The organism is Variovorax paradoxus (assembly GCF_024734665.1).
Lineage (GTDB): Bacteria > Pseudomonadota > Gammaproteobacteria > Burkholderiales > Burkholderiaceae_C > Variovorax.
The window spans coordinates 3,568,012-3,589,029 of sequence record NZ_CP102931.1; the positions used below are offsets into that span (position 1 = coordinate 3,568,012).

The 21,018-nt window shown below is 64.9% G+C and carries 20 protein-coding genes and 1 pseudogene; 17 read left to right on the top strand and 4 right to left on the bottom strand.

Annotation, left to right across the window (positions count from 1 at the left end):
* The first annotated feature begins 14 nt into the window (after positions 1 to 14).
* Positions 15 to 907: pseudogene (locus NWF24_RS16825) on the top strand (LysR substrate-binding domain-containing protein).
* On the opposite strand, the gene NWF24_RS16830 reads toward NWF24_RS16825, so the two are convergent.
* Positions 904 to 1,932 carry an aldo/keto reductase gene (locus tag NWF24_RS16830; RefSeq protein WP_258355160.1) on the bottom strand — a complete coding sequence of 343 codons (1,029 nt, stop codon included), beginning with the start codon at positions 1,930 to 1,932 and terminating at the stop codon, positions 904 to 906. The pseudogene NWF24_RS16825 and the gene NWF24_RS16830 overlap by 4 nt on opposite strands.
* 273 nt (positions 1,933 to 2,205) lie before the next feature.
* On the opposite strand from NWF24_RS16830, the gene NWF24_RS16835 reads away from it, so the two are divergent.
* Genes NWF24_RS16835 through NWF24_RS16845 form a run of 3 tightly spaced genes read left to right on the top strand, consistent with a single transcriptional unit; the run spans position 2,206 to position 3,994 of the window.
* On the top strand, positions 2,206 to 2,871 hold the full coding sequence (locus tag NWF24_RS16835; protein ID WP_258355161.1) for a peptidoglycan recognition protein family protein: 666 nt from the start codon (positions 2,206 to 2,208) through the stop codon (positions 2,869 to 2,871).
* Positions 2,868 to 3,419, top strand: coding sequence for a hypothetical protein (locus tag NWF24_RS16840; RefSeq protein WP_258355162.1), 552 nt, complete (start codon positions 2,868 to 2,870; stop codon positions 3,417 to 3,419). Before NWF24_RS16835 ends, NWF24_RS16840 begins: the two co-directional genes overlap by 4 nt.
* A gap of 26 nt (positions 3,420 to 3,445) precedes the next feature.
* Positions 3,446 to 3,994, top strand: coding sequence for a hypothetical protein (locus tag NWF24_RS16845; protein ID WP_258355163.1), 549 nt, complete (start codon positions 3,446 to 3,448; stop codon positions 3,992 to 3,994).
* A gap of 87 nt (positions 3,995 to 4,081) precedes the next feature.
* On the opposite strand, the gene NWF24_RS16850 is transcribed toward NWF24_RS16845, so the two are convergent.
* A complete protein-coding gene (locus NWF24_RS16850; protein ID WP_258355164.1) occupies positions 4,082 to 4,954 on the bottom strand; it encodes an alpha/beta hydrolase in 873 nt (290 codons plus the stop codon).
* Between the two features lie 112 nt (positions 4,955 to 5,066).
* On the opposite strand from NWF24_RS16850, the gene NWF24_RS16855 reads away from it, so the two are divergent.
* Together NWF24_RS16855 and NWF24_RS16860 are read left to right on the top strand one after the other, a co-directional pair.
* Positions 5,067 to 5,519: a GNAT family N-acetyltransferase gene (locus NWF24_RS16855; RefSeq protein WP_258355165.1), complete on the top strand. Its 453-nt coding sequence runs from the start codon at positions 5,067 to 5,069 to the stop codon at positions 5,517 to 5,519.
* 168 nt (positions 5,520 to 5,687) lie between these two features.
* Positions 5,688 to 6,011 (top strand): collagen-like protein, encoded by a 324-nt coding sequence (locus NWF24_RS16860; protein ID WP_309148878.1) that lies wholly within the window; start codon positions 5,688 to 5,690, stop codon positions 6,009 to 6,011.
* 27 nt (positions 6,012 to 6,038) lie between these two features.
* Here NWF24_RS16860 and NWF24_RS16865 read toward each other — a convergent pair whose 3' ends face one another.
* Positions 6,039 to 6,746: a Crp/Fnr family transcriptional regulator gene (locus NWF24_RS16865; RefSeq protein ID WP_258355166.1), complete on the bottom strand. Its 708-nt coding sequence runs from the start codon at positions 6,744 to 6,746 to the stop codon at positions 6,039 to 6,041.
* A 125-nt stretch (positions 6,747 to 6,871) separates the two neighbouring features.
* Positions 6,872 to 7,603: a Crp/Fnr family transcriptional regulator gene (locus NWF24_RS16870; RefSeq protein ID WP_375338463.1), complete on the bottom strand. Its 732-nt coding sequence runs from the start codon at positions 7,601 to 7,603 to the stop codon at positions 6,872 to 6,874.
* 216 nt (positions 7,604 to 7,819) lie between these two features.
* Here NWF24_RS16870 and NWF24_RS16875 point away from each other — a divergent pair, with 216 nt between their 5' ends.
* The 11 genes from NWF24_RS16875 (at position 7,820) to NWF24_RS16925 (ending at position 21,002) form a co-directional block, all read left to right on the top strand.
* Positions 7,820 to 8,944 (top strand): sensor histidine kinase, encoded by a 1,125-nt coding sequence (locus tag NWF24_RS16875; protein WP_258355167.1) that lies wholly within the window; start codon positions 7,820 to 7,822, stop codon positions 8,942 to 8,944.
* A gap of 249 nt (positions 8,945 to 9,193) precedes the next feature.
* Positions 9,194 to 10,177, top strand: coding sequence for a MurR/RpiR family transcriptional regulator (locus NWF24_RS16880; protein WP_258355168.1), 984 nt, complete (start codon positions 9,194 to 9,196; stop codon positions 10,175 to 10,177).
* Complete coding sequence (locus tag NWF24_RS16885) at positions 10,174 to 11,142, top strand: isoaspartyl peptidase/L-asparaginase family protein (protein ID WP_258355169.1); 969 nt, start codon at positions 10,174 to 10,176, stop codon at positions 11,140 to 11,142. Before NWF24_RS16880 ends, NWF24_RS16885 begins: the two co-directional genes overlap by 4 nt.
* Before the next feature lie 40 nt (positions 11,143 to 11,182).
* Positions 11,183 to 13,060 carry a dipeptide ABC transporter ATP-binding protein gene (locus NWF24_RS16890; protein ID WP_258355170.1) on the top strand — a complete coding sequence of 626 codons (1,878 nt, stop codon included), beginning with the start codon at positions 11,183 to 11,185 and terminating at the stop codon, positions 13,058 to 13,060.
* A gap of 75 nt (positions 13,061 to 13,135) precedes the next feature.
* Positions 13,136 to 14,689, top strand: a complete 1,554-nt coding sequence (gene gsiB / locus NWF24_RS16895) for a glutathione ABC transporter substrate-binding protein GsiB (protein WP_258355171.1) — start codon at positions 13,136 to 13,138, stop codon at positions 14,687 to 14,689.
* Between the two features lie 47 nt (positions 14,690 to 14,736).
* Positions 14,737 to 15,657 (top strand): glutathione ABC transporter permease GsiC, encoded by a 921-nt coding sequence (gene gsiC, locus NWF24_RS16900; RefSeq protein ID WP_258355172.1) that lies wholly within the window; start codon positions 14,737 to 14,739, stop codon positions 15,655 to 15,657.
* 10 nt (positions 15,658 to 15,667) lie between these two features.
* Positions 15,668 to 16,594, top strand: a complete 927-nt coding sequence (gene gsiD / locus NWF24_RS16905; RefSeq protein WP_093054511.1) for a glutathione ABC transporter permease GsiD — start codon at positions 15,668 to 15,670, stop codon at positions 16,592 to 16,594.
* A gap of 18 nt (positions 16,595 to 16,612) precedes the next feature.
* A complete protein-coding gene (locus tag NWF24_RS16910; protein WP_258355173.1) occupies positions 16,613 to 17,695 on the top strand; it encodes a P1 family peptidase in 1,083 nt (360 codons plus the stop codon).
* Between the two features lie 14 nt (positions 17,696 to 17,709).
* Entirely contained in the window at positions 17,710 to 18,528 is an 819-nt protein-coding gene (locus NWF24_RS16915; protein WP_258355174.1) for a M55 family metallopeptidase, read from the top strand.
* A gap of 303 nt (positions 18,529 to 18,831) precedes the next feature.
* On the top strand, positions 18,832 to 20,610 hold the full coding sequence (locus tag NWF24_RS16920; protein WP_258355175.1) for a nitrite/sulfite reductase: 1,779 nt from the start codon (positions 18,832 to 18,834) through the stop codon (positions 20,608 to 20,610).
* On the top strand, positions 20,607 to 21,002 hold the full coding sequence (locus NWF24_RS16925; RefSeq protein WP_258355176.1) for a DUF934 domain-containing protein: 396 nt from the start codon (positions 20,607 to 20,609) through the stop codon (positions 21,000 to 21,002). The genes NWF24_RS16920 and NWF24_RS16925 overlap by 4 nt, the downstream gene beginning before the upstream one ends.
* The last annotated feature ends 16 nt before the right edge of the window (positions 21,003 to 21,018 follow it).

A 21,018-nucleotide genomic window follows, 5' to 3' on the forward strand; every position in this document is an offset into this window, starting at 1 on the left:
GCAGAATAGCGCCGATGAGAAAAGACATTCCCAACCTCGGCGCGCTGCAGGCCTTCGAGGCCTCGGCGCGGCTGGGCAGCTTCACCCGCGCGGCAACCGAGCTGGCGCTGACGCAAAGCGCCGTCGGCCGGCAGGTGGCCATGCTCGAACAGCGGCTCGGCGTGCCGTTGTTCTCGCGCGTGCGGCGCCGGCTCACGCTGACCGACGTGGGCCGCGAATACGCGGCACGCATCCGCCGCCACCTCGACCAGATCCGCCGCGACACGCTGGAGATCAGCGCCGGCCACGAGATGGGCTTTGTGCTGGAGCTGGCGGTGGTACCACCTTTGCCACGCAGTGGCTGATACCGCGGCTGCCGGAGTTCAGCCTGCTGCATCCGAACATCACGGTGAACCTGTCGGCGCGCTCGCAGCCCTTCTCTTTTCAGGAAAACGCGTACGACGCGGCCATCTACTTCGGCGACCAGTTCTGGCCAAACACCCGCGGCGGGCTGATCTTTGCCGAGGGCGAGATGGTGCCGATCTGCAGCCCCGCGTTCCGCGATGCGCACGGGCCGTGGGACGAAGCCGGCTTCGAGCAATGCCGCCACGTGCACCTGAGCACACGCGCCCATGCGTGGCGCGACTGGTATGCGCAGCAGGGCTGGGAATACACGGTGCACGCATCGCGCGGGCCGCGCTATGAACTGTTCACCATGGTCGTCGCAGCCACGGCGGCCGGCATGGGCGTGGGCCTGGCGCCGCGCATCCTGATCGAACACGAGTTGCGCGCCGGCGAACTCGTGATTCCGGTGGACCGGCACCTCGACGTACGCCAGGGCTACTACTTCGCGTACCCCGAAGGCCGGCCGGCCTCCGGGGCGCTCGAGCACTTCAAGCGGTGGGTGCTCGGGCTGACGCCGGCTTAAACGGGATTGGGGTTGCGTTCGAGAAAACCCTGCTGATGCCAGTAGGGATAGGCCCGCGTCGTCGCGCTGGCCGCATCGAGCTCGGCAACCTGCGCGGGCGTGAGGTTCCAGCCCACCGCGCCGAGGTTCTGCCGCAGTTGCGCCTCGTCGCGCGCACCGACCACCACGCTCGACACTGTCGGGCGCTGCAGCAGCCAGTTCAGCGCGACCTGCGGCACCGTCTTGCCGACTTCGGCGCCGACCTTTTCCAGCGCGTCGACCACGCGGTACAGCAGTTCGTCGGGCACCGGCGGGCCCATGTCGGCGGTAGCGTGCAGGCGGCTGTTGGCGGGCAGCGGCTGGCCGCGGCGGATCTTGCCCGTGAGCCGGCCCCAGCCCAGCGGACTCCACACTACCGCGCCCACGCCCTGGTCTTGTGCCAGCGGCATCAGCTCCCACTCGTAGTCGCGGCCGACCAGCGAGTAATACGTCTGATTGGCGACGTAGCGTGCCAAGCCGTAGCGCTCCGAAACGGCCAGCGACTTCATCAGGTGCCAGCCCGAGAAATTCGACACGCCGATGTAACGCAGCTTGCCCGCGCGCACGAGATCGTCGAGCGTGCCGAGCGTTTCTTCCACCGGCGTGCTCGCATCGAAGCCGTGCAGCTGGAACAGGTCGATGTAGTCGGTGCCCAGGCGCTTGAGCGCCCCATCAACAGCCTGCACGAGGTGATGGCGCGACGAGCCGACGTCGTTCGGCCCCTCGCCGCTGCGGAAGGTGGCCTTGGTGGAAATGAGCAGCCCGTCGCGCGGCCGGCCCTTGATCGCCTCGCCGAGCACCGACTCGGCTGCACCAGCCGAATAGATGTCAGCGCTGTCGAACATGTTGACGCCTGCCTCGAGGCAGATGTCGATGAGCTTGCGCGCCTCGGCCACATCGGTGCTGCCCCACGCGCTGAAGAACTCGCCCTTGCCGCCGAAAGTGCCGGTGCCAAAACTCAACACGGGAACCTTGAGGCCTGATTTGCCTAGATGACGGTATTCCAAAGTGGTACTCCTTGGTGTTTGCGGATTCGGGAAAAAAGAAAACCGGCAAGCCGAACAGCCCTGCCGCGCGGCCATTGTTGGACGGAGCGTTGAACCATGCGGGCGGGCGGGCTTTGTTGAAGCCGGCCACAAGTGGTTGACAAAGCCGCCACGAAACTCTCTTTTTCGGTCAGTAGCATGCGCCGCGAGGTTGTGACCCGTGTCGTGCATAGATGCGCGGACACGCCTCGCGAAGTGTCAGCAACCAATCAAAAATCTTCAGGGAGAAACCACATGCTTGTCGAAGTCGACAAACACGGAATGATCAATCACGCAAGGGTCAGGCATGCTCGCAGCCCTCAGATCGAACGAGGAAAAAGGGCCGGAGCGATCACCGGCATCGTCGTGCATCAGACCGATGCCGATACCCTGGCATCCTCATTGAACAGCTACAAGAACTCTAAGGCGAACGGAGCGCACTTTCTAATCGACAAGGATGGGACGATCTACCAGACGGCGGCGATCTATCAGCGGACGAATCATGTGGGGCCATTGAAGGCAAGATGCCTGGTGATGAAAATGTGCAAGCCGCAAGACTTTCCAAGGAAGGCGGGTGCGATGGCGATGCATCGGATCGAGATGCAAAAGACTCCCGGTGATCGCTATCCGGGCAACATGGAGTCCATAGGGATCGAGATGGTTGGCAGGGCGAGACTGCCGGCAGGATTCAAGCCGATCCGCGAAGAACAAAACTGGTCCCACGACAGATTGCGAGGCGAGTACGGCATATTCGATACGCCGACTGCTGCGCAGAATCAAGCACTCTCGTGGCTTGTCAGCGTGCTTGAAGATTCGATTCAGGTGCCTCGAGGCGAGGTATTCCGCCATCCCGTGGTCAGCAGCAAGAACAAAACCGAAGCCCAAGGCGCGAACTGGAATCTGCCTTTGCCGAAGCCATGAACAAATTCAACGCTCTCGTGGCCACGACCCTGATCGCGGCGGCAGGCACATCCTCAACGCAGGCGGCAGACCGGCGATACCCCATCGCTTATGTGCAAAAAGTGGAGATCACGGAACCTTCACGCCGAACGGCCTGGGAAGACAAGGATTTTCTGGATTGCGACGACGTCGTGCTGACAGAGGAAGACGTTCGTTATGCCTTGCAGCACATGCGCAGGGTTTCATGGAACGCCTACGCTCCGGAAAACACGGACACCACCGGATGCAAGGGCAGCGCGCTGGTTACGTTCAAGAATGGACGGATCCTCGCCATGGGCATCGAGCCAACCGGGCGGATCAGCACCGGAGAACTCGACTCGAAGATGAACTCCACGGCGAGCCCTCCAGGCTTCTACGAATGCGACCCTTGCAGGGAACGCAAGATGAAACTCCTGAAGGACGCTCTGTACCGTGCAGATGATCGACGGCTCAAGAAGCTGGAGGCAGAAGGAAAGATTCCCCCTGGCGAGGCGGAGCGTCGCTTGAAGACATTGCGGGCCGGCCGTTGAACTCGACACACATCCCCTCGCGCACCATGAGTCGAGTCAAGATCCTCCTGATGGCGTTGCTCACTACCGCAGCAACTGTCCAGATTCACGCGGCCGATAAGCGATACCCGCTCGACTCCGCGCGGAAGATCGAGATCATCACCCCCTCAAGCGCGACCGCATGGGAAAACAAGAACTTTCTTGACTGCAACGACGTTGTCCTGACCGAGGAAGATGTTCGCTATGCACTCCGGCACATGCGCAAAGTCCCGGAGAAATCCTATTTCGACGAGTACGCCGAACGAACAGGATGCCTTGGCGGTGCGCGCGTCACCTTCAAGAACGGCAAGACTATTGCTATCGGCATCGAGCCGACGGGGCGCATCAATACCTTCGAACTCAACGCCAAACTCAAGCCCACCTCCGGCCCGGAAACCTACTATGAATGCCAGCCTTGCAAGGCCCGCAAGATGGAGCTTCTGAAGGACGCACTGGATCGAGCAGATGAACGACGGCTCAAGAAGGCGGAGGCAGAAGGAAAGATCCCTTCTGGCGAGGCCGAACGCCGGCTGAAAGCTCTGCGAACCAGCCGCTGACCGCCTTTACCCAACCCGCTTCGGCGGGTTTTCTTCTGGCATCAAAGATCGCATCGCCCCCAGAGGCATCGGGCGAAATGATCGCCCCTATTTGAAGATCCGGACGATCGCGTCTTCGAAGGCAAGAACATCCGTTCCCACATGGTTGGAGGCGAACGATGTCTCCAGCAGCTGAAGCCCCGCATAGTTTCGGGCGGCCATCCGCTGGTACATCTCCCTCACGCTGTCTTGATTGCACCCGCTGTCGCAGTGAGCCAGGATCAAGGTGACGGGAAGCGGCCTGCCCGCCAGCGCGTCGAACATCTTCTGCTCGAGCGCAAAGTTCTGATCCTTCTGTTGCCAGAACGCGGCCTCGATGGAGATGAAGTAAGAGAAAGCGAGGTTGTCCGGCACCTCCAGGAACAACGCCGTCGCAGCCAGGTTGCCACTGGTCGACAGGCCTGTGAGCATGCGCTTCTTCGGATCCGTGCGGTACTTCGATTCGATGAAGGGAATCAGGTCTTTCGTGAGGAAGGCGTGGTACGCATTGGCACCCGGAAAGTTGTAGTCCTCCTGCCTGCGCGCAGTGTTTCCGATGCCGATGAGGAGGCTCTTCGTACCGCGCTTGAGCAGGATGTTCTTGAGGTTCGTGAATCGTGTATCGGGCAGCCCATTGGTGGCGTCGCCGTCGAGTGCGTAGATGGAAGGAAACGCATCGGTGCCCGTGTCATAGGAAGCCGGAATGAAAACATCGACCGGGTAGCGCACCCCGTTGCTGCTCGACGTGACGACCTCCGACACCACGCGACCGTTGGCCGAAGGCACTGGCTGCGTGGGAGCGCCACCAGTTGTCGGGAGTGCCACGATCGGCAGACCTCCGCTACCTCCCCCGCCGCCGCCTCCTCCGCATGCAGACACGCCCGCGAGAGCCACGCAAACACCCAACGCCGCGAGCGCGCGGCGAAGCCGATCAAGCCTCATGTTGTTTCCTCGTTCCTCCGGTGCAAGGCGCACCGGAACGGATACTCATCGCAGGCAGCAGAGGTGTCAACTTCGCGATGCCTCGCGAAAATCGGCCCGGTAATATCGATCGATGCAGATTTCTCTTGAGAGCCCCGATCAACCCGACGTCATCCAGCTCATCGACGACCTCGATGCTTACCAGAAGCCGCTGTATCCGCCCGAGAGCCACTATGGCATTGACATCGCTGCGCTGTCCGCGGCGAACGTGCTATTTGCTGTCGCACGTGATGACGAGGGCAAGGCCATTGGTTGCGGTGCCATCGTGATGGAACCCGAATTCGGCGAACTCAAGCGCATGTACGTGCGTCCCGAGAGCCGGGGTCAAGGCATCGCGGCGAAAGTTCTGAGCTTCCTCGAAAGCGAAGCAACGGCACGTGGCTGCGCGTTGTTCAGACTGGAGACGGGCGTGAGCCAGCCCGCGGCGTTGTCGTTCTATGCAAGCGCGGGCTACACGCGGCGTGGCCCGTTTGGGAGCTATCCCAACGATCCGCTGAGCGTGTTCATGCAGAAGGATGCGGGCTAGGCATCTCCTCGTCCATCGCGGCTCCTTCGTGCACCGGGATCTTGACAGCTGGGCCACCGTGCGACCGCACCTATGCGCGGTGCCGAACAGACGCAATACCCGCTGGCGGTCATTGTGGCCTGCGTAGCCTCTATTGAGCTGCACACCCCGACACCACAAGGAACTGCCATGAAGAAATATCTACTCCCGTCCATCCTGTTGCTCGCCCTGCTTGGTGCATCTGCCTGCACCGGCCCGATGGGTCCTCAAGGCAACACGGGCAACACCGGAAGCACCGGCTACACAGGCGCCACGGGCGCGAGGGGAAATACCGGCAACACCGGGAACACGGGCGCCACGGGCGACACCGGTAGTACCGGCAATACCGGCGCCACAGGCGACACCGGCAATCAGGGAAACACAGGCAATACCGGTGCAACGGGCGCCAGAGGCAACACCGGCAGCACTGGCACCGGCAGTGGAACCGTTGTCGTGGTTCCGGGCGCACGCTGATGCACTGACCACCGCACCAGCCGGCAGCTATGCGATCAGATGGGCATAGCTGCGCCGGTTGGCCCGGTAGCAGTCGCACGCCGCGTTCTCCAGACCTTCGCGATCGGTGATCGTGATGACACCCCGTCGATAGTCGATCAGCCGCCGCGTGTGCAGCGCCGTCGCGGCGTTGGTGATGCCGACCCGGCGCACTCCCAGCATGCGGCCCAGCACTTCATGCGTGAGCGCAAGGTGCGTGGAATGCGCGCAGTCCTGCGTGGTCAAGAGCCAGCGCGCCAGGCGCTCCTCGATCAGGTGGAAGCGGTTGCACAGGCCCGAACGGCCGAACTCCATCAAGAGCACGCAGACGTAGCGATTGAGGATGCGCTTGAGCGTCGAGTTCTGCTCCAGTTCCTGCGCGAACGATTGCGCGGTCAGTCGCCACGCCATACCGGCCCCTTGCACGAGTGCCCGCAGCGGCGCGCTCTGCACGTCCAGCGACAGCTCATAGCCCAGGGCGCCCTCGTTGCCCACCATGCCCGTCTGCAGGCCGTCATGGCCGTCCGCAGTCGACACCAGCGAGACGAACGCACTCGTCGGGAAGTGAATGTGGTGAATGACATCGCCGGGCTCGTAGAGGATCTGCGCTGTTGCCAGCTGCACGCTGTCGCAGCGCTCGAGCAGGTGCGCACGGTCTGCGAGCGGCAGCGCCTCGAGCAGGCGATTGAGAACGGGGCGGGTCGGGGCTGATGTCACGGAACCGCCTGTTGGGAAGAGTCATTCAGCGCGGAAATGCGCAACCGGGCGCATTGTTGCCGAGGGCCCCTCTCGCGTCTGTGCGGAGGCGCACCAAATGCAGCCCGGCCGCCGTCGCCGCCGGCTCAGGTCGCGGGCTGGCGAGGCAACAGGCGATCCGTTTCACGCTTGACGACCTCATAGCACTCGCACACCTGCTTCTCCAGACCCGGGCGGTTCAGCACCGTGATGTGCCCGCGCGAATACTTGATGAGATTCAGGCGCTGCAGCTTGCCGGCGGCCTCGGTCACGCCTTCGCGCCGCACGCCGAGCATGTTGGCGATCAGCTCCTGTGTCATCACCAGTTCGTTGCCGGGGAGCCTGTCGAGGCTCAGCAGCAGCCAGCGGCACAGTTGCTGTTCCAGCGAGTGGTGCCGGTTGCAGACGGCCGTCTGCGACATCTGCGTGATGAGCGACTGGGTGTAGCGCAGCAGCAGATGCAGCAGCGGCCCGCCGTTGTCGGTCAACTGCTTGATGTGCCCGGCAAATGCATTCCCCGCGCTCTGCACCACTGCGCGGTTGGGCGTGCTGCCCCCGCCCATCAGCAGCGACACGCCCACCATTCCCTCGAATCCCACGACGGCAATCTCGGCCGACTGCCCGTTTTCCAGCACGTACAGCAGCGAGACGATGCAATCGGTCGGGAAATACACGTACTGCTGGACCACGCCCGATTCATAGAGCACCTGGCCCAGCTTGAGCGGCACCAGCTCAAGGAGCGGCATCAGGCCCGTCAGCACCTCCGGCGGCATCACCTCCAGGAGGCTGTTGCGCGCCACGGCTGCGAGCGAAGAAGACGGGGGTGGGGACGGTGCCATGGGGGAAGGAGGTTCCAAAGTGCCCATCATTTTGCGACCAATGCCTCGGCGTCTGTGCGCTTGCGCACACAGGGCGCGCAAGTCGGCATTCCGTGTATGTGCGGCGCCGTACAGACAATTCTTCCCTGGGCAGCTAACGATGGCGGTACGCCTTGCACGTAGAGGCGGACGGCATTCATTGAATGAACCCGGCGAAAGCCATCGAGGTCCCGCAACATGCGCAACTTTCTCACCAACAACCGGGAAGAGCTGGTTTCACGGTGCAAGTCGAAGGTTGCACTGAGGCCCCGGCGGGCCGCCACTGAACATCAGCTGGCGAACGGCATCCCGTTGTTCCTCGAGCAACTGATAAGAACCCTTGCGGCCGAAGAAGACGACAAACCTGCCGAGAGCGTCAGGATCTCGGGACCATCGGGCGGAGACTCGCTGGCGCTGTCGGAAATGGGGGTGACCGCCACCGCCCATGGCAAGGAGCTGCTGAAGCTGGGGTACACAGTCGATCAGGTCGTTCACGACTACGGCGACCTTTGCCAGGCGATCACGGACCTGGCCTTCGAGCGCGACGCACCGTTCGCCATCGGAGAATTCCGGACGCTGAACCGGTGCCTGGACAACGCCATTGCCGATGCGGTCACCGAATTCAGCTTTCAGCGGGATACGCAAATCGCCCACCAGCAGAGCCTCGACGCGACGGAGCGTTTCGGGTTCCTGGTTCACGAGTTGCGCAATTCCCTGGGCACGGCAACCCTTGCGATTCACGCCCTCGAACTCGGCAACATGACGGTGGGCGGCGCCACCGGAGCCGTGCTGAAGCGCAGCCTGTCTGCAATGGGCGAGCTGATCAGCCGGGCGCTCGCCGAGGTGCGCAGCGGCGCGCCGGAGCAGCGACAGACATTTTCCGTGGCCTTGTTCATCAAGGAAGCTGAAACCGCAGCCCAGCTCGTTGCAAGCGCCGCGGGTTGCGCCTTCGAGGTGTCACCCGTCGACTCCCTGCTGGCCATCCGGGGAAACCGGGAGCTGCTGCTTGCTGCATTGGCGAACCTGTTGCAGAACGCATTCAAGTTCACGCACCCGCACACCGACATCGCCTTGAAGGCCTATGAGCTTGGCGAGCATGTCCTGATCGAAGTCGAAGATCACTGCGGAGGGCTGCCGCCGGGAATCGCCGCCAAGATGTTCGCCCCCTTCAATCAGCACAGTCATGACCGGTCGGGCCTGGGCCTGGGGCTTTCCATCGCCCGCCAGAGCGTCGAGGCGGACTTCGGCACATTGACCGTGCGGGACGTGCCCGGCACCGGTTGCGTCTTCACGATCTCATTGCCGCGCCACTCGCTCCAGTGACCCTCGGTGCCGCCGGAGGTACGGCGCGCATCCGCGACATCAGGGGAAATCCCTAGAAGCCCGTCCACAACCCGCTCGGGCAGCCCCTCCACGAGCGAAACGCGTCGCGCATCGCCTCTTCAATGCCCCTCCGCCCCTGGCCCGTTACTTGCGAACTCGATCAAAAATGACAGAAAATTTTCTTATCTGACTTATATTTGTAAACTGGTTTTCAAAAAACGCACACTTTTGGGCACGTTTGCACCCTTCATGAGCACAACCGTCGACACCCCAGGCACCACCGTGGCCCAGCGCATTGCGCAGGCATTGCCGCGGCTGTCGCGCTCGCACCGGCAGGTGGCCGACTACGTGCTGGAGCACCCGCTGCAAGTCGCCACGCTGCCGATCGACGAGCTCGCCGCCGCGGTCGGCGTGTCGGTCGCCACAGCCAATCGTTTTGCGCGCGCGCTGGACTTCGACGGCTACGCCACCTTCCGCGCCGAGCTCGTGCGCGGTTTCGAACCGCTGGTGGCGCCGGTCGAGCGCTTGCGCGGCAACCTGGAGCACCCGACCACGGTGGCCGAGGTGTTCGCCACGGCGCTCGACGAGAGCCGCCGCAACATCGAAGCCACGCGCCAGACGCTGGACTACGCCGCCTGCGAAGCCGCGGTGGAGCGCATCGGCAAGGCGCGCTCGATCTACATCGGTGGCTTCGGCGCCAGCGCATGGCTCGCGGGCCTGCTCCAGCACGGGCTGGACGGCAGCTGCAACGACGTGCGCCTGCTCTCGGGCGTGAGCGGCGTCACGCATGCCGCGCGCACGCTGATGCACGCGGGGCCGAAGGACGTGTTCATCGGACTGACCTTTCCGCGCTACCTGACGGACACCATCGCACTTGCGCAGATCGCGCGCAGCCAGGGCTGCGCCGTGATCGCGCTGACCGACCGCCCCAGCTCCCCGCTGGCGCCACTGGCCGACGTGGCGCTCTATTGCCAGACCGAAACCAGCTACCGCCCGAACTGCGAGACCAGCGTGCTCGCGCTGATCGAGGCGCTGACCAGCGCGGTGAGTCTGCGCGCGCCCGATCCGGTGCAGTCGGCCGGCCGCATCCTGCAGGCGGTGCGGCCGTGGCTGCACGGCGCCAATGGGCTGCCGCGCATCAATGGACTGGACACCAGCGCGCGCCTCCAGAACACACCCGATGCCGCCGCCCTGAACGGCGCCGGCAAGAAAAAGAAGAAAGCTTCCCGATGACTCAGACCCATGTGCCCGTGATCGCCATCCACGGCGGCGCCGGCACCATCAGTGCCGCCACGACCAGCGCCGAACAGGCGCAGGCCTATCACGACGCGCTGAAAAGCATCGTGGCCGCCGCTCAGGCAATGCTGCTCAAGGGCGCTTCCGCACTCGACGCCGCCTGCCTCGCGGTCGAGATGCTCGAAGACTGCCCGCTCTTCAACGCGGGCCACGGCGCGGTGTTCACGCACGACGAAACCCATGAGCTCGACGCCGCTGTGATGGACGGCGCCACGCTCGCCGCCGGCGCCATTGCCGGCGTGTGCCACGTCCGCCGCCCGGTGCGCGCAGCGCGCGCCGTGCTCGAAGACGGCGCGCACGTGCTGCTGGCCGGCGCGGGCGCCGAGGCCTTTGCACGCGAACGCGGGCTGGAGATGGTCGAACCTTCGTTCTTCTCCACCGAGGCGCGCCGCCAGCAGCTCTACCGCGTGCGCGACACCGGCCGCGTGGTGGTCGACCACGAAGGCGCGTCGATGGCGGCAGCAACGCCGCCGCTCGACGAAGACAAGAAGTTCGGCACCGTCGGCGCGGTTGCGCTCGACGTGCACGGCCACCTGGCCGCCGCCACCTCCACCGGCGGCATGACCAACAAGCGCGTCGGCCGCATTGGCGATTCGCCGCTGATCGGCGCCGGCACCTATGCCGACGACCGCACGGCCGCCGTGTCATGCACCGGTAGCGGCGAAATGTTCATCCGCGTGGCGGCTGCGTACGACGTATGCGCCCGCATGGCCTACGGCGGCGCCACGCTCGAAGCCGCCACGCACGCGGTGGTGCAGCAGTCGCTGCCCGCCATCGGCGGCACCGGCGGGCTGATTGCCATCGACCGCCACGGCAACCTGAGCCTCGCCTTCAACACCGAAGGCATGTACCGCGGCCACGCGCGCGGCGACGAAGCGCCCCAGACAGCCATCTTCGCCTGACAACGCACCGACGTACGCCCCCATTTTTCTTCGCACTCCCATGTCCACCCCTGCCCTCGCCCTGCCGGACGGCCGCGTTCTCGCCGTCGACGATCTCACCGTGCGTTTCTCGACTTCCGAGCGCACGGTCGATGCCGTGAAGAAGCTGTCCTTCCACGTCGACCATGGCGAAACGCTTGCAGTGGTGGGCGAATCGGGTTCGGGCAAGTCGGTGACTTCGCTCGCGCTGATGCGGCTCGTGGAGCACGGTGGCGGACGCATCCTCGGCGGGAGCATGGCCTTCCGCCGCCGCAACGGCGAAGTGCTTGACCTGGCACAGGCACGCGACAGCGCAATGCGCAACATCCGCGGCGCGGACATCGCGATGATCTTCCAGGAGCCGATGACTTCGCTGAACCCGGTGTTCACCGCCGGCGAGCAGATCTCCGAGGCCATCCGCATCCACCAGGGCAAGAGCGATGCAGCCGCTCGCGCCGAGGCGCTGCGCATGCTGGAGCTGGTGCGCATTCCTGAAGCACGCAACGTGCTCGACCGCTTTCCGCATCAGCTCTCGGGCGGCATGCGCCAGCGCGTGATGATCGCGATGGCGCTGTCGTGCAAGCCGCAGCTGCTGATTGCCGACGAACCGACCACCGCGCTCGACGTGACCATCCAGGCGCAGATCCTCCAGCTCATCCGCGAGCTGCAGAAGGAGATGCGCATGGGCGTGCTCTTCATCACGCACGACATGGGCGTGGTCGCCGAGATCGCCGACCGCGTGCTCGTGATGTACCGCGGCGACAAGGTGGAAGCAGGCAGCTCCGACACCGTGTTCGCGGCGCCGCAGCATCCCTACACCAAGGCGCTGCTGTCGGCCGTGCCCAAGCTCGGCGCGATGCACGGCACCGACCTGCCGGCCAAGTTCGAATTGCTGCGCACCGAGGCCAGCGCCGACACCCAACCCGTCGAAGTGCCTGCGCAGCAAGACACCGTGCGCCAGGACACCGGCCCCATTCTTCGCGTGCGCGACCTCGTCACGCGCTTCGACGTGCGCAGCGGCCTCTTCGGCCGCGTGAAGCGCCGCGTACATGCGGTGGAGAAGATCAGCTTCGACCTGTACCCCGGCGAAACGCTGGCGCTGGTCGGTGAATCGGGCTGCGGCAAGTCGACCACCGGCCGCTCGCTGCTGCGCCTCGTCGAGAGCCAGAGCGGCGCCATCGAGTTCGGCGGCAAGAACATCCGCGAGTTGCCCACGCGCGAGCTGCAGGCGCTGCGCCGGAACATCCAGTTCATCTTCCAGGACCCGTTCGCCTCTCTCGATCCGCGCGTGACGGTGGGCTTCTCGATCATGGAGCCGCTGCTCATCCACAACATCGCCAAGGGCGCCGAGGCGCAGCAGCGCGTCGACTGGCTGCTGCAGAAGGTCGGCCTGCCGCCCGAGGTGGCGCAGCGCTATCCGCACGAGTTCTCGGGCGGCCAGCGGCAGCGCATTGCCATTGCGCGCGCACTGGCACTCAACCCGAAGGTGGTGGTGGCCGATGAATCGGTTTCGGCACTGGACGTGTCCATTCAGGCGCAGATCGTCAACCTGATGCTCGACCTGCAGCGCGAGCTGGGCGTGGCCTTCTTGTTCATCTCGCACGACATGGCAGTGGTCGAACGCATCAGCCACCGCGTGGCCGTGATGTACCTGGGCCAGATCGTCGAGATCGGCCCTCGCCGCGCGGTGTTCGAAGCGCCGCAGCACGCCTACACCCGCAAGCTGATGGCCGCGGTGCCGGTGGCCGACCCGTCGCGCCGCCACAAGCCGCGCGCGCTGCTCGAAGGCGAGATTCCCAGCCCCATCCGCGCGGTGGGCGACGAGCCCGACGTGCCGCCGCTGGTGCAGGTCGCGCCTGGCCACTTCGTTGCGCGGCACGCCATCGGCGGCGCCTTCTGATTCCGGATCACTGATTTTTTCAACCCGCAGGTTTCTCTCTCCTGCTTTTTTCCACGAACCGACTGGAGTTCTTCCATGACGCAATCTTCTTCCTCCCTGCGATGGGCTTCCGCACTGCTGGGCCTGGCCGCGCTGGCCGCTTCGGGCACGGCACTGGCCGCGAAAGACGTGGTGCTCTCGATCGGCTACCAGCCGGAAACGCTGGACCCGTACAACACCAACACCACCATCACCACGGCAGTGACCAAGACCTTCTATGAAGGCCTGTTCCAGTTCGACAAGGACCTGAAGGTGCAGAACGTGCTCGCCGAGAGCTACGACGTGTCGAAGGACGGCCTGGTCTACACCATCAAGCTGCGCACCGGCGTGAAGTTCCACGACGGCACCGACTTCAACGCCGAGGCCGTGAAGTTCACGCTCGACCGCGTGCTGAACCAGGACAACAAGCTGCTGCGCTACAACCAGTTCAACCGCGTGGGCAAGGTCGAGGCGCTGAACCCGACGACCGTGCGCATCACGCTGAAGGAGCCCTTCGGCCCGTTCATCAACTCGCTGGCCCACGCCTCGGCCGCAATGATTTCGCCCACCGCGCTGAAGAAGTGGGGCAACAAGGACATCGCCTTCCACCCCGTGGGCACGGGCCCCTTCGAATTCGTCGAGTGGAAGCAGACCGAAGCCGTCAAGGCCAAGAAGTTCGACGGCTACTGGAAGAAGGGCTACCCGAAGATCGACACGGTCTCGTGGAAGCCGGTGCTCGAGAACAACACGCGCGCCGCGATGCTGCAGACCGGCGAAGCCGACTTCGCGTATCCCATTCCCTATGAGCAGGCCGATCTGCTGAAGAAGAGCGACAAGCTCGAAGTGGTGGCCACGCCGTCGATCATCACGCGCTTCCTGGCATTCAACATGCTGCAGAAGCCCTACGACAACCCGAAGGTGCGCGAAGCCATCGGCTACGCCATCAACAAGGAAGCGCTGGCCAAGGTCGCGTTCGGCGGCTATGCCTTCCCCGCGCAGGGCATCGTGCCGCAGGGCGTGAAGTACGCCGAGAAGATGGCTCCCATTCCCTACGACCTGAAGAAGGCCAAGGAGCTGATGAAGGAAGCCGGCTACCCCGACGGCTTCGAGTCGGTGCTGTGGAGCGCCTACAACAACACGACCAGCCAGAAGACGATCCAGTTCGTGCAGCAGCAGCTCGCGCAGATCGGCATCAAGCTGCAGGTGCAGGCGCTCGAAGTGGGCCAGCGCACCGAGCAGGTCGATGCATGGCCCGATCCGAAGACGGCCAAGGTCCGCATGTACTACACGGGCTGGTCGTCGTCGACCGGTGAAGCCGACTGGGGCCTGCGCCCGCTGTTCGCCTCGGAAGCGTGGGCGCCCAAGCTGAACAACATGTCGTTCTACAAGAGCGAGGTGGTCGACAACGCGCTGGCCAAGGCGCTGGTGACGGTCGACGAAAAGGAACGTACCGCCCTCTACAAGACCGCGCAGGACGAGATCCGCAAGGACCTGCCGCGCGTGCCGATGGTCACGGAGCAAAACCTGTCGGCGCATGCCAAGCGCCTCTCGGGCGTGTTCGTGATGCCCGACGGCAACATCAACATCGACGCAATCTCCGTAGCGAACTAAGCCTCGCCCCTCACCCGTCAGAGTGAGGGGTTGACCGCCTGCACCCCATGCTGAATTACTTTCTCAAACGACTGTTGGGCCTGATCCCCACGCTGCTCATCGTGGCGGTGCTGGTGTTCCTGTTCGTCCACATGCTGCCCGGCGACCCGGCGCGCCTTGCCGCCGGCCAGGAGGCCGACGAGCAGACAGTGGCCATGGTCCGCGCGGAGCTCGGGCTCGACAAGCCGCTGCCGCAGCAGTTCGTGAGCTTCTTCACCCACATGCTGCAAGGCGACTTCGGCACCTCGATCCGCACGCGGCGGCCGGTGTCGGTGGAAATCGGCGAGCGCTTCTTCCCGACGGTGATGCTGACCATCACCAGCATGGTGTGGGCGGTGATCTTCGGCATGGGCATCGGCATCGTCTCGGCGGTGTACCGCAACAAATGGCCGGACCGGCTGGGCATGACGCTCGCCGTGTCGGGCATCTCCTTCCCCGCATTTGCGCTCGGCATGCTGCTGATGCAGATCTTCTCGGTCCAGCTCGGCTGGCTGCCCACGGTGGGCGCCAGCACCTGGAAACACTACATCCTGCCCTCGATCACGCTGGGCGCGGCCGTGGCCGCCGTGATGGCGCGCTTCACGCGGGCCTCGTTCGTCGAGGTGATCCAGGAAGACTTCGTGCGCACCGCGCGCGCCAAGGGCGTGCGCGAATCCAGCGTGGTGTTCAAGCACACGCTGCGCAATGCGCTGATTCCGGTGGTCACCATGATGGGCCTGCAGTTCGGCTTCCTGCTGGGCGGCTCCATCCTCGTGGAGGCGGTGTTCAACTGGCCCGGCCTCGGCCGCCTGCTGGTCGATGCCGTGCAGATGCGCGACTACCCCGTCATCCAGACGCTGGTGCTGCTGTTCTCGCTCGAATTCATCCTGATCAACCTGGTGGTGGATGTGCTCTATGGCTACATCAACCCGACCATCCGCTACAAGTGAGCAAGCAGCCATGACGCAAGCTTCCGGCGTGCCTGCCGAAACCCTCATTCCCACGACACCTGTCGCGGCCGTCCAGATCGCGGGCAAGGTCCGCACGCCCTGGGGCGAATGCTGGCGCCGCTTCAAGAAGCAGCCGGTGGGCATCGTCGCCGCGCTCTTCGTGCTGCTGCTGGTGTTCGTCGCGGTGTTCGCGCCGTGGATCGTGCCCTTCGACGCGGAGAACTTCTTCGACTACGACATGCTGAACACGGGGCCTTCGGCCACGCACTGGTTCGGCGTCGATCCGCTGGGCCGCGACATCTTCAGCCGCATCCTGATGGGTGCACGCATCTCGCTGATGGCGGGCTTTCTTTCGGTGCTGGTGGGCGGCTTCGTCGGCACGGCCTTCGGCCTGCTGGCGGGCTACTACGAAGGCTGGTGGGACCGCATCGTGATGCGCGTCTCTGACGTGCTGTTCGCCTTTCCCGGCATCCTGCTGGCGCTGGGCGTGGTCGCTATCCTGGGCAGCAGCATGACCAACGTGGTGGTGGCCGTGTCGGTGTTCAGCGTGCCGGCCTTCGCGCGGCTCGTGCGCGGCAACACGCTGGTGCTGAAGCAGCAGACCTACATCGAGGCCGAGCGCAGCATCGGCGCATCTGACTGGACCATCATCGTGCGGCACATCCTGCCGGGCACCATCTCGTCGATCGTGGTGTATTTCTCGATGCGCGTGGGCACCTCGATCATCACGGCCGCCAGCCTGTCGTTCCTGGGCATGGGCGCGCAGCCGCCAACGCCCGAATGGGGCGCGATGCTCAGCGAAGCCCGCGCCGACATGGTGACCTCGCCGCACGTGGCGCTGTTCCCCAGCCTGGCCATCTTCTTCACCGTGCTCGCCTTCAACCTGCTGGGCGATGCACTGCGCGACGCGCTCGATCCGAAGATCGACCGCCAGTAATTTCCGTTCTTCTCCTTCATGTCTTCCAGCAAGCAGCAAGCCCCTCTCCCCTTCATCGGCAACCTGCTCCAGGGCGAACGCAACACCATCACCGATGTCGCGGGCGTCACCGTGGGCCACCAGACGCTCAGCGACGGCCCCGTGCAAACGGGCGTGACGGTGATCCGGCCCCATGCCGGCGACCCGTTCCGCGACAAGGTGCCGGCCGCTGCCGTAGTGCTCAACGGCTTCGGCAAGAGCGTGGGTCTGGTGCAGGTGGCCGAGCTCGGCGTGCTCGAAACGCCGATTGCGCTGACCAACACTTTCTCGGTCGGCACGGTGGCCACTGCACAGATCCGCCACTGCGTGGCCGACAACCCCGAGAGCGGACGCACGCTGCCCACGGTCAACCCGCTGGTGTTCGAGTGCAACGACGGCTTTCTGAACGACATCCAGCGCATGGCCGTGACCGAGGCCGACTACCTGCAGGCGCTGACTGATGCCGGCGTCGACTTCGAGCAGGGCTCGGTCGGCGCGGGGCGCGGCATGTCGAGCTTCCAGCTCAAAGGTGGCATCGGCAGCGCATCACGGCGGGTGTCCGCTCGCGAAGGCGGCTGCCACACCGTAGGCGCACTGGTGCTGGCGAACTACGGACGCCAGCCGCAACTGGTGCTGGCCGGGCATTCGGTGGGCGACCAGCTGGCGAAGCTACAGGCCGCGCGCAGCCTTCCGGCGGTGGACGAGGCCGAGAAGGGCTCGATCATCATCGTGGTGGCCACCGACGCGCCGCTCGACGCTCGCCAGTTGCGCCGCCTGGCGCTGCGCTCGGGCGCCGGACTGGCCCGCACGGGCTCGGTCTTCGGGCATGGCAGCGGCGACATCGTGCTGGCCTTTTCTACCGCCTACACGGTGCCCGACCGCGTCGAGCGACCGATGCCGGCCGTGGCGATGCTGCACGACGGGCTGCTCGACGGGCTGTTCCAGGCCGCGGCCGACAGCACCGAGCAAGCGATCATCCATGCCCTGTGGCGCGCAACGCCCGTGACCGGGCGCGACGGCAACCACCGCGCCGCGCTGGGCGACGTGCTGCCCGCCTCCGCCCTTCTTTCAACCCACGCCTGACTGCGAGCCGCTCCATGAAAGTCCTGATCTCCACCGACATCGAAGGCGTCGCCGGCGTCTATCACTCCGAGCAGGTGCGCCCGGGCAACCCCGAGTTCGAACGCGCGCGCCTGCTGATGACGCAGGAAGCCAACGCAGCGATTGCCGGCGCCTTCGACGCAGGCGCCACCGAGGTGCTGGTGAACGACTCGCACGGCGGCTTTCGCAACATGCCGCCCGACCTGCTCGATGCGCGTGCCCGCGTCGTGCAGGGCAAGCCGCGCTACCTGAGCATGGTGGCGGGCGTGGAAGAAGGCGTGGACGCTGTCTGCATGGTCGGCTACCACTCGCGCGCGCAGGGGCGCGGCATTCTGGCGCACACGATCAACAGCTTTGCCTTTGCAGGCATCTCGCTCGGCGGGCAGGAACTGGGCGAGGCCGGGCTCTATGGCGCACTGGCCGGTGAATACGGCGCACCGGTGGTGATGGGCAGCGGCGACGACGTGTTCATCGCCGAGAACCGGCCGCTCTTTCCGCACGCCACCTTCGTCGAGACCAAGAAGGCCACGGGCTGCACCAGCGGCATTTCGCTGTCGCCCGAGCAGTCGCGCCGGGCGATTCGTGCGGGGGTGGAAGAAGCGCTGGCCGCGCGTTCGAACGCGAAACCGCTCGTTTTCAAGGGCCCGCAGACCGTGACGCTGCGCACCCAGTCGCCCGCACTGGCCGACCTGTTCTGCCAGTGGCCGACCTTCGAGCGCATCGATGGCGTCACGCTGCGCTTCACGGCCGATACGGTGGAAGCGGCAGTGCGCATGCTGAACTGCTGCTCGGCGATGTCTTCAATGCTGCGCTGAGGCGCCAGCCCCTCTTCAGGCCTGCATGGCGAAGCGGATGGCCGCGCGGCCAGGAACCCGCTCGCCCATCCGGGCCTTGTCCGGTTCCTAGAATTCCCGGGTCCGGCAACTCTTTTCCGGCCATCTCGCCTTATCCGGAATAAGCATCAAACCGTCCCGCAACCCGCATGGATGCTGGTGAATAAGCTTATCCGCATAAAGCGCGAACCAAAAAATAGTTTGTTTCCATAAGGCGGGCTTTCAGAATCTCGGCTTCTTGCTGGGGCGCTGGACGCACCGCACTTCAAGACATACGCACGCACGATGTACCAATACACAGAATTCGATCGCCAGTTCGTCCACCAGCGGGCTGCCCAATTCCGCGACCAGCTGGAGCGCTGGCAAAAGGGCAAGCTCGCCGAAGACGAGTTCCGCCCCCTGCGGCTGCAAAACGGCTGGTACGTGCAGCGCTACGCGCCGATGCTGCGCGTGGCCGTGCCTTACGGCGAGCTCTCGAGCCGCCAGATCCGCGTGCTGGCCCGCATCGCCCGCGAATACGACGAGCCCGAAGCCGAGGTCTACAAGAAGGCCATCGAAACGCAGGGCCTGCTCGGCAGCCACAAGCTCCCAACCCACTACGCCCACTTCTCGACGCGCCAGAACGTCCAGTACAACTGGATTCCGCTGGCCAAATCGGCCGATGTGATGGACCTGCTGGCTTCGGTCGACATGCACGGCATTCAGACCAGCGGCAACTGCATCCGCAACATCACGAGCGATGAGCGTGCCGGCATTGCCGTCGACGAAATCGCCGATCCGCGCCCGTTCGCGGAAATCATGCGCCAGTGGAGCACGCTGCACCCCGAGTTCGCGTTCCTGCCGCGCAAGTTCAAGATCGCCATCACGGGCGCCACCGAAGACCGCGCCGCCACCGGCTGGCACGACGTGGGCCTGCACGTGGTGAAGAACGAAGCCGGCGAAATCGGCTTTCGCGTGCAGGTGGGTGGCGGCATGGGCCGCACGCCGATCATCGGCACCGTGCTGCGCGAGTTCCTGCCGTGGCAGCAGATCATGAATTACCTCGAAGCGGTGATCCGGGTCTACAACCGTTATGGCCGCCGCGACAACATCTACAAGGCGCGCATCAAGATTCTGGTGAAGGCCGAAGGCCAGCGCTACATCGACGACGTGGACGCCGAGTACAAGCAGATCCTCGAGCACGACGGCGCGCCGCACACCATCACGCAGGAAGAGTACGACCGCGTGGCCGCCTCCTTCGTGCCGCCGACGCTGGCCACCCGCGTGCTGCAAAGCGCCGAGAAGACCGACGCCGAGCTGCGCGCCCACGCCGCAGACGACGTGCAGTTTGCCCGCTGGCTCGCCCGCAACGTGGCGCCGCACAAGAACCCTGCGCTGCGCGCCGTCACGCTGTCGTTCAAGCGCCTGAAGCAGGCGCCCGGCGATGCATCGGCCGACCAGCTCGACACGCTCGCCCAACTGGCCGACCGCTTTTCGGCCGGCGAAGCCCGCGTGACGCACGACCAGAACGTGGTGCTGCCCTGGGTGCATGCCGAAGACCTGCACGCGCTGTGGCTCGCCGCCCGCGCCGCCGGCCTCGCCAGCGCCAACGTGCACCTGCTGACGGACATGATCGCCTGCCCCGGCGGCGACTTCTGCGCGCTGGCCAATGCGCGCTCCATTCCCATCGCGGAAGCCATCACCGAGCGTTATCAAGACCTCGACGAGCTCGACGACCTTGGCGAGATCGATCTGCACATCAGCGGCTGCATCAACTCGTGCGGCCACCACCACAGCGGCCACATCGGCATTCTTGGCGTCGACAAGGACGGCAAGGAGTGGTACCAGGTCACCCTCGGCGGCTCCGACGGCTCCGCGCTCAGCGGCACGCCGCAGGCCGGCAAGGCTGTCGGCCCCTCGTTCTCGGCGGCCGAAGTGCCGGGCGTGATCGAGGCCGTGCTCACCACCTACCGCGACACCCGCGAAAGCGGCGAGAACTTCATCGACACGCTGCGCCGCGTGGGCCCGGACCCGTTCAAGGCCGCCGCCAACGGTGCGCGTTTCAAGGTGGAGGAAGCAGCATGAACAAGAAGCTCAACATCCTTTCCGCAGAGGAACACATCGACGACGGCGATCCGAAGGTGCTGCAACTCGCCAATGATGCCGACCCGCTCGCCATCGAGGTGTGCCTGGCCGATATCGAGCGCATTGACCTGAACTTTCCGAAGTTCACCGATGGCCGCGCCTACAGCCAGGCCTTCCTTCTGCGTCGCCGCCTCGGTTTCACGGGCGACATCCGCGCCACCGGCGATGTGCTGATCGACCAACTGGTGCAAATGGAACGCACCGGCTTCTCCAGCGCCGTGCTCAAGGAAGGCGTTGACGCCTCCGACGCGCAGCGCCAGTTCGACCGCTTTGCCGCCTTCTACCAGGGCGACGCAGTGCAGACCGCGCCGCACTTCGCGGCCGGCAGCTGAGAGCGAATGGGAACCT